Consider the following 10249-nt stretch of genomic DNA (forward strand, 5'->3'; position numbering starts at 1 on the left):
CAAAAGGGCGCATCTCTCGATACGCCCTGCTTTCAATCCATCCACTCTAGCGGCTGGTTCTTGGGTAGCCGGATCTCCACCTGCAAGCCCCCCAGTTCGGAGCGCCCCAACCTGATGGTGCCGTGATGCTGGGAGACTATCTTGGCAACGATGGCCAGCCCCAGCCCGCTGCCGCCACCGGTGCGCGCCACATTGCCCAGGGTGAAGGGCTTGAGCACCCGGGAGTAGTCCTCTTCGGCAATCCCCGGGCCATTGTCGGAGAGTCGCAGCCGCACCCAGTGGCCATCATCCCTGAGCTCGGCCTGCAACCGAGTCGCACCATAGCGCAGGGAGTTGCCCGACAGATTGTTGAGGATACGGCGAATGCTGATGGGATGGCAGGCCACACGCACCGCCTCCTCCGGCAGGAGCAGCTCCACTTCCAGTCCCTGATCGGTCTGCATCAGCAACGCATCGTGAATGAGCTGGGTCAGGTCGACGGGCCGGGCATCGAGCCCCTCGTTCGGGCGAATGTAGTCGATGAACTGATCGATGATGCCGTTCGACTCATCGATGTCCGCATTGATGCTCTCCTTGAGGTACTCATCCCCCGAGGACATCATCTCGGTCGCGAGACGAATGCGGGTAAGAGGGGTGCGCAAATCGTGGGATACCCCGGCCATCATCAGGTTGCGCTCCTCGATCAGCCCCTTTATGGAGCTCGACATGTGGTTGAAGGTGCGGGTCAGGCGGCGCACCTCCCGCGAGCCCTGCTCCCCCAGGGCATCGGGAAAGTTGCCGCGCGCTACCGCCACGGCCCCCGCTTCCAGATCCTCCAGCGGTCGCACCAGCTGACGGGCAAAACGCCAGGCTGCAAACAGGGTCACCACCAGCAAGACGCTCATATAGAGGATGAGCGGTTCGATGTCGTCATCTTCAATTTCCGTCAGGGGAATGCGAACCCACATCTGGCTGGCCTGGGGAGGCTGAATCCAGATGATGTAGTGATCCTGGATTTCAACCCTGACCCTGGTATCCCCTTTCAATTCGCGGCTGATGCTCTGCTCCAGATAGGGGTAGGGCTTGGAATCATTCAGCCCGTGCTGCTCCGCCTCGCTCTGGGTATAGATGTCGCTTCCGGTCGCCACATAGACCAGCGCCTCGGCATCTTCACTGAGCGCCAGCTGGTTGTTGTCCACCGGGAAGATGAGTTTGACCTGGTTTGCCAGCAGGTGGCTGATCTGCTTGACGGTCGGCGCCAGCAGGTAGTTGTAGAAGGTAACGTAGGAGACGACTTGATAGACCACCAGCACGGCAGCCAGAAACCAGAGCATGCGGGAGAACATGCTGCCCACTTTCTTCATGCGTTCTCACCGTCCGGAACGAACACATACCCCAGACCCCAGACGGTCTGCAGATAGCGGGGCTGGGCCGGGTCCTGTTCCAGCAGGCGGCGCAGGCGGGAGACCTGCACATCAATGCTGCGCTCGGTGGCCGTGTACTCGCGACCACGGGCCAGGTTCATCAGCTTGTCACGGGAGAGCGGTTCGCGAGGATGACTCACCAGCACCTTGAGCACGGCGAACTCCCCGCTGGTCAGGGCAACCGGTTCGCCATCACGGCTCAGTTCACGGGTCGCCAGATTGAGCTGGTAGGCCCCGAAACTCACCATCTTCTCCGCCGCGGAAGGGGCGCCGGGCAGCTCCACGGTATGGCGGCGCAGCACGGCGCGGATCCGGGCCAGCAGCTCACGGGGGTTGAACGGCTTGGGCAGATAATCGTCGGCCCCCATCTCCAGACCGACGATGCGATCCACTTCGTCCCCCTTGGCGGTGAGCATCAAGACAGGGATCTGGTTGCCGGCCTCGCGCAGGCGGCGGCAGATAGAGAGGCCGTCTTCCCCCGGCAGCATCAGATCAAGCACCATCAGGCTGAAGTTTTCACGCGTCAGCAGGCGATCGGCCTGCTCCCCGTTGGCGACACCTCGCACTACAAACCCCTGCTCGGTGAGGTAGCGCTCCAGCAAGGAACGCAGTTTCAGATCGTCGTCCACCACCAGGACCTTGTATTGCTGACTCATTGCCACCTCTCTTTTCTGTCTCCCCTCATACTAGAGCCGCCCCCTGCAACCACAAAGCATAAATATGTTACCGGTTATTGCCCTCATTCGGCCCCGGAGCCGGGAGGGATGGATGGCCAGCTCTGCTTTTTGCTCGACAGCGCGGCGACAATGACTAAGATCCCGAGCAACCGGATGCAATTGGCGAGGGAGTGATAACCCCATGAAAACCAAACTCATTACCCGTGAAGGCTACACCAGGCTCCGGCAGGAGCACGACATGCTCTGGCGGGAGGAGAGGCCCGATGTCACCAAAAAAGTGGCCTGGGCGGCGAGCCTGGGTGATCGCAGCGAGAATGCCGATTACCAGTACAACAAGAAACGCCTGCGGGAGATCGACCGCCGGGTTCGCTACCTGCGCAAGTGCCTGGAAGAGCTGACCATAGTCGACTACTCACCCTCCCAGGAGGGCAAGGTATTCTTCGGCGCCTGGGTCGAGGTGGAAAACGACGAGGGTGAGACCAAGCGCTTTCGCATCGTCGGCTATGACGAGATCTTCGGCCGCAAGGATTACATCTCCATCGATTCCCCCATGGCCCGCGCCCTGCTCAAGAAAGAGGTGGGCGATGAAGCCATGGTGCAAACGCCAGTGGGTGACGCCTGCTGGTACATCAATGAGATCAGCTATCCCAAATAAGCCAGGCCGACCCTGACTGCCAAATCGGCTGACAAGGCCAGGAGAGACCGAGCATGTCCGCCCACCGGGTATGAGAAACGTCATTTCTGCCGGGGTGGCATCCCGCTGCCCGACCCCATATAGTGCTCACACCCGGCGCCTTGCGGCGCCAACCGGCCCGCGCGGCAGTGGCCTGGCAGGTATCTAAAGTATCGCCAGGACAGACCCCCTGTTCGGCGACGTAGCCCCACGCTGGCCAGTTAGACAGGACCCGACCAAGAGACCCTCGATGCAAAGCCACGTAATAGAACATCAGATCGCCGGTGAGCTGAATGCCCGTCCGGAACAGGTGCAGGCAGCCGTTCGCCTGCTGGACGAAGGCGCGACCGTTCCCTTCATCGCCCGTTACCGCAAAGAGGTGACCGGCGGTCTGGACGACAGCCAGCTGCGTACCCTGGAGAGCCGCCTCGGCTACCTGCGTGAACTGGCGGATCGCCGCCAGGTGATCCTGCGCTCCATTGAAGAGCAGGGCAAACTGACCCCCGAGCTGGCCCGCGAGCTGAACGATGCCGACAGCAAGACCCGGCTGGAAGACCTCTACCTCCCCTACAAGCCCAAGCGGCGCACCAAGGGGCAGATGGCCATCGAGGCGGGGCTGGAGCCACTGGCGGATTTGCTGCTGGGTGACCCCATGAAGGATCCCGAGCAAGAGGCGGTTCGCTTCCTCAATGCCGAGCAGGGGATCACCGACGGCAAGGCCGCCCTCGACGGTGCCCGTTACATCCTGATGGAGCGCTTCGCCGAGCAGGCCGATCTCCTTGAGAAGTTGCGGGACTACCTGTGGCACAACGCCACCCTGCGTGCCCGCGTGGTGGCCGGCAAGGAGCAGGAAGGGGCCAAATTCAAGGACTACTTCGAACACGACGAACCCCTGCACAAGGCCCCCTCCCACCGGGTGCTGGCCATGTTGCGCGGCCGCAACGAGGGGATTCTCAACCTGGCGCTGGTCACCGGCGAGGATGAGGGTACCAGCCCCTGCGAAGGGATCATCGCCCATCACCTCAGACTCAACCTGCAAAGTCGCCCGGCCGACAAGTGGCTGCAGGGGGTGGTGAGCTGGACCTGGAAGATCAAGCTCTCCCTGCAGATGGAGACCGAGCTGATCGGTCGCATCCGCGAATCGGCAGAAGACGAGGCGATCAAGGTATTCGCCATGAACCTCAAGGATCTGCTGATGGCGGCGCCGGCCGGCATGCGTTGCACCATGGGACTGGATCCCGGCATCCGCACCGGGGTCAAGGTGGCGGTGGTGGATGCCACCGGCAAGCTGGTCGATCACGCGACCATCTATCCGTTCGAACCCAAACGCCAGGTTGACCAGAGTCTCAAGACCCTGAGCGAGCTGTGCCAGAAGCACAAGGTCGAGCTCATCAGCATCGGCAACGGCACCGCATCCCGGGAAACCGACCGCCTGGTGAGCGATCTGTTCGAGCGCTACCCGGCCGCCAAGGCACAGAAGATAGTAGTGAGTGAAGCGGGGGCATCGGTCTACTCCGCCTCCGAGCTCGCCTCCCAGGAATTCCCGGATCTCGACGTCTCCATTCGCGGCGCCGTCTCCATCGCCCGCCGGTTGCAGGATCCCCTGGCCGAGCTGGTCAAGATCGATCCCAAGAGCATCGGTGTGGGCCAGTACCAGCACGATGTCGGCCAGAGCCAGCTGGCCCGCCGCCTCGACGCGGTGGTCGAGGATTGCGTGAACGCGGTGGGGGTGGATGTGAATACCGCCTCGGTCGCCCTGCTCAACCGGGTTTCCGGCCTCTCCCAGACCCTGGCCCAGAACATCGTCGCCTACCGCGACGAGAACGGCGCCTTCAAGAGTCGTCAGCAGTTGCTGAAAGTTGGCCGACTCGGGCCCAAGGCATTCGAGCAATGCGCCGGCTTCCTGCGCATTCGGGGCGGCAGCAACCCGCTGGACGGCTCGGCGGTGCACCCGGAATCCTACCCGGTGGTGGAGCGGATCCTCGCCAAGCTGGAGCAGACCGTGGACAGCCTGCTCGGCAACAGCAGCCTGCTGCGCACCCTCAAGCCCACCGACTACACCGACGATCAGTTCGGGGTACCTACCGTCACCGACATCATTGGCGAGCTGGACAAGCCCGGCCGCGACCCGCGTCCCGAGTTCAAGACCGCCACCTTCAAGGAAGGGGTGGAGAAAATCAGCGATCTGGTGCCCGAGATGGTGCTGGAGGGTGTGGTCACCAACGTCACCAACTTCGGCGCCTTCGTCGACATCGGCGTCCATCAGGACGGGCTGGTGCACATTTCTTCCCTCACCGATCGCTTCGTCAAGGATCCCCGCGAGGTGGTCAAGGCCGGTGACATCGTCCGGGTCAAGGTGCTGGAAGTCGACGTACCGCGCAAACGCATCAGTCTGACCATGCGTCTGGATGAAAAAGCCGGCCAGCCTGCACGCAAAACGGCCGAGCCGCGTCACACTGGCAACGCCCGACCGAAACAGGCGCCCCGTCAGAGCGCTCCGACCGAGGGTGCCATGGGCAACGCCTTCGCGGCTGCCCTGTCGAAACTGAAGAAATAAGCCCCCAGAATGCAAAAAAGCCCCGAAAGGGGCTTTTTCATGCCTGTACTGAGCGGGATCAAACGTCCTGACTCAGGCTATGCGGGGAGGCTGGCCTCACCGCTTGCTGATAGTGCCTGGCAATCACCTGGTTTCGATTGTCCATATAAGCACCGAGCGGGCCTGTGGTTTCCTGCCTGAGGGTCATCAGATCCTTGCGGGCCTGTGCCTCCTTGCCAGAGGCGGCACGGGCCACACTCATGTCTTGTGACGATGGTTCATCGGGAGCCAGTGCAGCGGCACGCACCTGCTGCATCTTGGCGATGGTCGCGGCGGGATCCCCGGGAATGGTCCCCATGTCGATGACCACCTCCCCCCCGGTGGCATAACGCTTACCATCCGGCCCACGGGAAAACTGGTAGGTAGGGCTCCCCGCATGCTCGCCGCCGGCTGCCTGGTGCGCCTGCTCGTGCTTGCGGACTTCGAGATCCCGCTCGACCAGCGCAGCCACCTGACGCTGCTGCTTTTGCTGCTCCTGCTGTTCACCCTCCTGACGTTGTCGACGCTCCCCCTCCTCCCCCGTTGCCTCGACAAAACGGTGCGCCACCATCACGGGGCCGGTCTGGCTGTTCTCTTTCGTGGACGAGGATGGGGCGGCGGGATTGGCCTGGGCGGCCCGGGCTCTCTCTTTCTGGGAACCGACGCCGGACTCGGCGTTGGACGCTTCGCTCTGGCGGCTGGGGGGCACCAGTTCTGCGCGGCGGTTGTCAGTCTGTGCCGATTCCGTCTGCGGCTGCAGTTGATTCGGAATGATGGTCGGCAGACTGACGTTGATGTTCATGTCACACCCGGATATCGATCAGGGTGCCCAGCATGTCGCTGGCCGTCTGGATCACCTTGGCGGATGCCCCGGCATGCAGCTCGGCCACCTTGAGATTCACCAGTTCATCCGGCAACTGCACCTGATCACCCGCTGGCGTATTGAGACGGGCGATCTGGCTGGACGCCTGGCCGGCCAACTGCTCGGCCCGTTGGAACCCCTGCACGCCTGCCGTCATGGCTGATTCGATACGCATTGGCACACTCCTCTGTAGGGTTGGCTAATTATCCATCAACCTGACGAGTTATTGAAGCCTGCCGCTCAAATCTCAGTCAATGAACTGCCGCAGGAGGGTGATGAACTGCTCTGGATGGGAGATGAAGGGGGCATGGGATGCCTTCTCCAGCACCAGACTGTGGCTGGCAGGGTAACTCGCATCCAGCAAGGGAATGGCGGCCTTCGGCACCAGGGTATCCAGCCTGCCGTAAAGACGCAGCCAGGGCAGATCCAGGCCGATCAGTTCATCCCGCAGATCGACCTCGGCCAGCAGGCCCAGACCCGCCTCCAGGGCCGCAAGCCGGGGAGCGGGTCGCTCCGCCAGCCAGTGACGCAACTGGCGAATGTCGTTTCTGGCGTGCTCGCTGCCCATGGCCTGGATCGCGAGGAAGCGCTCTATGGTCTGCATGAAGTCGCCGGCCAGCATCTGGTTGAACCCCGCCAGCACCTTGGGGGCAATCCCGGGCCACTCGTCGCGGGCCATGAAGCAGGGAGAACTGGCTACGGTAATGAGAGAGTGAAGGCGTTCAGGCATGGTCAGCGCCAACTGACTCGCCACCAGACCACCGAGGGACCAGCCGAGTAGATGGCATTTTTCAGGCAATATGGCCGCCACCTGCTCTGCCAGCCAGGGCAGGGTGTAGTCTGTCCCTGCTTGCAGGGGGCTGTTGCCAAAGCCGGGCAGGTCCACCAGATGCAGCCGATAGTGGGCAGCCAGTTCTTGGGCAATACCGTGCCAGACGGCCCCGTTCATGCCCCAGCCATGCAACAACACCAGGTCCGGGCCCTGGCCAAACCGCTCAACCGATACGCTCATCTAGACTCAAGATCCCTGTTTATCTGCTTGGAGCCTGCATGTTAAAGCGGCTGCTCGCCAAAGCAAGTCCGATCCTTGGCACCCAGTCCGACTGGCTCGGTCTGTGCCTGCTCTGTCGCCAACCCTGTGACGACACGCCCTTGTTGTGCTCCTGGTGCCGCCACGCCCAGCGCCAACACGACAGACGATGCCTGATGTGTGCAGCACCGCTGCCGGAGCAACATCGCGAGAGCGAACTGCTGTGCGGACGCTGCCAGCGCAGACCCGCCCCCTGGGAGCGTTTGCAGGTGATCGGCGATTATCAGGCACCTTATGCCCAACTCATCCCCCGGCTGAAGTATTCCGGTCAGATCCTGCTCGCGCCGCTGCTTGCCCGCCTGCTGGCAGACCATCTGGATCTCGCCAACCCGCCGCAGGTCATCATTCCGGTTCCCCTGCACTGGTGGCGCCAGTGGTGGCGAGGCTTCAACCAGGCAGAAGAAATCGGCCATGCCCTGAGCGCACTCACCGGCATTCCTTGCGACACCCGCGTACTGTGCCGGACAAGGTCGACCCCGCAACAGACCCGGCTCAGTGCCGGCCAGCGGCGACGCAATCTGCGTGGCGCCTTCGAAATGGCACCTCACCACTACCGGCATGTGGCACTGCTCGATGATGTGGTCACCACGGGCGCCACCGCAGGTCAGCTCACCCGGTTGCTTCATGAGCACGGCGTCACCACGGTAGAGGTGTGGGCCATCTGCCGTACCCTCCGACACCTGAAATAACCGGGCAGGGATCCGGCCCGGGAGGCCGCTGGCGGCATGATTCCGATACGCCCGGGCTCACAGGCTCGCCATCGGCACGCTACCCAAGCCCCGCCAAGCGAGTTATCATGAATACCCTAGTCGTACACTCAGGTTTATGAGGATAGTGATGATCAGCATTTCCGACACCGCCCAGGCCCACTTCCGCAAGTTGCTGGAGAAGCAGCCTGATGGCACCAACATCCGGGTGTTTGTGGTCAATCCGGGAACCCAGAATGCCGAGTGCGGCGTATCCTATTGCCCACCCGACGCGGTCGATCCGGAAGATCAGCACCTGCCCTTCAGCGGCTTCGACTGCCTGGTCGATCCCCTGAGCGCCCCCTTCCTGGTGGATGCCACCATCGACTTCGTCACCGATCAGATGGGCTCCCAGCTCACCCTGAAAGCCCCCAACGCCAAGATGCGCAAAGTGGCCGACGACGCCCCGCTGATCGACCGTATCGAATACGTGCTGATGTCCGAGGTGAACCCCATGCTGGCCGGTCACGGCGGCAAGGTCACCCTGGTCGAGCTGACCGACGACAAACTGGCCATCCTGCAGTTCGGCGGCGGTTGCAACGGTTGCTCCATGGTCGACTACACCCTTAAAGAGGGGATCGAGAAGCAGCTGCTGGAGAAATTCCCGGGCGAACTCAACGGCGTCAAGGATGCCACCGAGCACCAGCGCGGCGACCACTCCTACTACTGATTTGCCCCCTTGCGGCAAAGAAAAGGCCCCGCCAGCTGGCGGGGCCTTTTGCATGCTGCGGCTGGCAGATCACTCGTCCTTCTTGTCTCGCGACAGCAGGGCGATGGCTGCCTCTTTCGGGTTCTTGCCCTCGTACAGCACCTTGAAGATCTGTTCGCAGATGGGCATCTCGACGCCACAGCGGGCCGCCAGCAGATGCACTTCCTTGGTGTTGCGATAGCCTTCCACCACCTGGCCTATCTCGGCCATGGCGGTGTCAACCGACTTGCCCGCTCCCAGCGCCAGACCGAAACGGCGGTTGCGCGACTGGTTGTCGGTACAGGTCAGCACCAGATCCCCGAGCCCCGCCATCCCCATGAAGGTCTTGGCGTCGGCCCCGAGGGCGGCGCCCAGACGCTGCATCTCCACCAGACCCCGAGTGATGAGCGCGGTTCTGGCGTTGGCGCCAAAGCCGAGTCCGTCAGAGAGACCGGCACCGATGGCGATGACGTTCTTGACCGCCCCGCCCAGCTGCAGACCGATGAAGTCCGGATTGGTATAGACCCGGAACGAGCGGCCGCAGTGCAGCAGGTGGGAGAGATCGTCGGCAAAGTCGTCGTGGGTCGAGGCCACCGAGATGGCGGTCGGCAGACCGGCGGCCAGCTCGCGGGCGAAGGTCGGGCCCGAGATGACCGCCAGTGGAATGGCATCCCCCAGCACCTCCCGCGCCACCTCTTGCAGCAGACGGCCGCTATCCGGCTCCAGCCCCTTGGTGGCCCAGGCGATCCGAGTATCCGGGCGCAGGAAGGGTTTGACCTGGGCCAGTACCTGGCCGAACACATGGCTCGGCACCACCAGCAGCAGCACGGGAGCGGCTTGCACCGCCGCCTGCAGATCCGACGTCAGTTGCAGATCGGCCGGGAAGGGGACATCCGGCAAGAATGCCTTGTTGCAGCGATCCTGTTCCAGCTCGGCGACATGGGCAGAGTCGTGACCCCACAGCAGGGTCGGATGACCATTGCGCGCCAGAGAAATGGCAAGGGCGGAGCCATAAGACCCCGCCCCCAGGACCGAGATTGCGATCTGGTCGGCCATTATCAGGCTTCCGCAGTCGCCTGCTGGGCCTGTACCTGCGCCATGTGCTGGGCGAACAGGGCGTCGAAGTTGACCGGTGCCAGGTTCAGCTGCGGGAAGGAACCCTTGCTCACCAGGTTGGACACCGCTTCGCGGGCATACGGGAACAGGATGTTCGGGCAGAAGGCCGCCAGGCAGTGGGCAAGTTGCGGCTCAGGCAGGTTGCCGATGGTGAAGATGCCGGCTTGCTGCACTTCGCACAGGAAGGCGGTCTCGGTTTCCAGCTTGCAGGTGACAGTCAGGGTCAACACCACTTCATAGACGCTGTCGGCCAGGACATTGGTCTTGGTGTCCATGTCCAGCTTGACGTCCGGCTGCCACTCTTTCTGGAAGATGTGCGGGGTATTCGGGGCTTCGAAGGAGACATCCTTGGTGTAGACACGCTGGATGTGGAATTCCGGTTGCACTTCCTGGTTGTTGATTTCGTCAGCCATTTCGTT

The 10249-nt window shown here is 62.7% G+C and carries 11 protein-coding genes; 4 read left to right on the top strand and 7 right to left on the bottom strand.

Annotation, left to right across the window (positions count from 1 at the left end):
- Positions 1–32: 32 nt before the first annotated feature.
- Together envZ and ompR are read right to left on the bottom strand one after the other, a co-directional pair.
- On the bottom strand, positions 33–1343 hold the full coding sequence (envZ, locus tag AB5Y59_RS08350; protein WP_368211811.1) for a two-component system sensor histidine kinase EnvZ: 1311 nt from the start codon (positions 1341–1343) through the stop codon (positions 33–35).
- Positions 1340–2059: a two-component system response regulator OmpR gene (gene ompR, locus AB5Y59_RS08355; protein WP_010672556.1), complete on the bottom strand. Its 720-nt coding sequence runs from the start codon at positions 2057–2059 to the stop codon at positions 1340–1342. The genes envZ and ompR overlap by 4 nt, the downstream gene beginning before the upstream one ends.
- A gap of 202 nt (positions 2060–2261) precedes the next feature.
- On the opposite strand from ompR, the gene greB reads away from it, so the two are divergent.
- Together greB and AB5Y59_RS08365 are read left to right on the top strand one after the other, a co-directional pair.
- Entirely contained in the window at positions 2262–2735 is a 474-nt protein-coding gene (greB, locus tag AB5Y59_RS08360; RefSeq protein WP_039039492.1) for a transcription elongation factor GreB, read from the top strand.
- 268 nt (positions 2736–3003) lie between these two features.
- Entirely contained in the window at positions 3004–5310 is a 2307-nt protein-coding gene (locus tag AB5Y59_RS08365; protein WP_048209250.1) for a Tex family protein, read from the top strand.
- Between the two features lie 58 nt (positions 5311–5368).
- Here AB5Y59_RS08365 and AB5Y59_RS08370 read toward each other — a convergent pair whose 3' ends face one another.
- From AB5Y59_RS08370 to bioH, 3 genes are all read right to left on the bottom strand, one after another.
- Positions 5369–6130, bottom strand: coding sequence for a putative metalloprotease CJM1_0395 family protein (locus AB5Y59_RS08370; RefSeq protein WP_183149186.1), 762 nt, complete (start codon positions 6128–6130; stop codon positions 5369–5371).
- A gap of 1 nt (position 6131) precedes the next feature.
- Positions 6132–6365, bottom strand: a complete 234-nt coding sequence (locus tag AB5Y59_RS08375) for a hypothetical protein (RefSeq protein WP_010672552.1) — start codon at positions 6363–6365, stop codon at positions 6132–6134.
- 72 nt (positions 6366–6437) lie between these two features.
- Entirely contained in the window at positions 6438–7202 is a 765-nt protein-coding gene (bioH, locus tag AB5Y59_RS08380; RefSeq protein WP_103244084.1) for a pimeloyl-ACP methyl ester esterase BioH, read from the bottom strand.
- A gap of 38 nt (positions 7203–7240) precedes the next feature.
- Between bioH and AB5Y59_RS08385 the strand changes: the two genes are divergently transcribed.
- A complete protein-coding gene (locus AB5Y59_RS08385; protein ID WP_151028531.1) occupies positions 7241–7969 on the top strand; it encodes a ComF family protein in 729 nt (242 codons plus the stop codon).
- Between the two features lie 148 nt (positions 7970–8117).
- Positions 8118–8696 (top strand): Fe-S biogenesis protein NfuA, encoded by a 579-nt coding sequence (gene nfuA, locus AB5Y59_RS08390; protein WP_010672549.1) that lies wholly within the window; start codon positions 8118–8120, stop codon positions 8694–8696.
- A gap of 69 nt (positions 8697–8765) precedes the next feature.
- On the opposite strand, the gene gpsA is transcribed toward nfuA, so the two are convergent.
- Complete coding sequence (gene gpsA, locus AB5Y59_RS08395) at positions 8766–9770, bottom strand: NAD(P)H-dependent glycerol-3-phosphate dehydrogenase (RefSeq protein ID WP_319894666.1); 1005 nt, start codon at positions 9768–9770, stop codon at positions 8766–8768.
- A 2-nt stretch (positions 9771–9772) separates the two neighbouring features.
- Positions 9773–10243 carry a protein-export chaperone SecB gene (secB, locus tag AB5Y59_RS08400; RefSeq protein ID WP_010672547.1) on the bottom strand — a complete coding sequence of 157 codons (471 nt, stop codon included), beginning with the start codon at positions 10241–10243 and terminating at the stop codon, positions 9773–9775.
- Between the last annotated feature and the right edge of the window lie 6 nt (positions 10244–10249).

The organism is Aeromonas sp. s10 (assembly GCF_040907975.1).
Taxonomy (GTDB): Bacteria; Pseudomonadota; Gammaproteobacteria; order Enterobacterales; family Aeromonadaceae; genus Aeromonas; species Aeromonas caviae.

Coding starts and splice junctions, on each gene's coding strand:
- envZ (WP_368211811.1), bottom strand. CDS start 1,343: ATGAAGAAAGTGGGCAGCATGTTCTCCCGCATGCTCTGGTTTCTGGCT.
- ompR (WP_010672556.1), bottom strand. CDS start 2,059: ATGAGTCAGCAATACAAGGTCCTGGTGGTGGACGACGATCTGAAACTG.
- greB (WP_039039492.1), top strand. CDS start 2,262: ATGAAAACCAAACTCATTACCCGTGAAGGCTACACCAGGCTCCGGCAG.
- AB5Y59_RS08365 (WP_048209250.1), top strand. CDS start 3,004: ATGCAAAGCCACGTAATAGAACATCAGATCGCCGGTGAGCTGAATGCC.
- AB5Y59_RS08370 (WP_183149186.1), bottom strand. CDS start 6,130: ATGAACATCAACGTCAGTCTGCCGACCATCATTCCGAATCAACTGCAG.
- AB5Y59_RS08375 (WP_010672552.1), bottom strand. CDS start 6,365: ATGCGTATCGAATCAGCCATGACGGCAGGCGTGCAGGGGTTCCAACGG.
- bioH (WP_103244084.1), bottom strand. CDS start 7,202: ATGAGCGTATCGGTTGAGCGGTTTGGCCAGGGCCCGGACCTGGTGTTG.
- AB5Y59_RS08385 (WP_151028531.1), top strand. CDS start 7,241: ATGTTAAAGCGGCTGCTCGCCAAAGCAAGTCCGATCCTTGGCACCCAG.
- nfuA (WP_010672549.1), top strand. CDS start 8,118: ATGATCAGCATTTCCGACACCGCCCAGGCCCACTTCCGCAAGTTGCTG.
- gpsA (WP_319894666.1), bottom strand. CDS start 9,770: ATGGCCGACCAGATCGCAATCTCGGTCCTGGGGGCGGGGTCTTATGGC.
- secB (WP_010672547.1), bottom strand. CDS start 10,243: ATGGCTGACGAAATCAACAACCAGGAAGTGCAACCGGAATTCCACATC.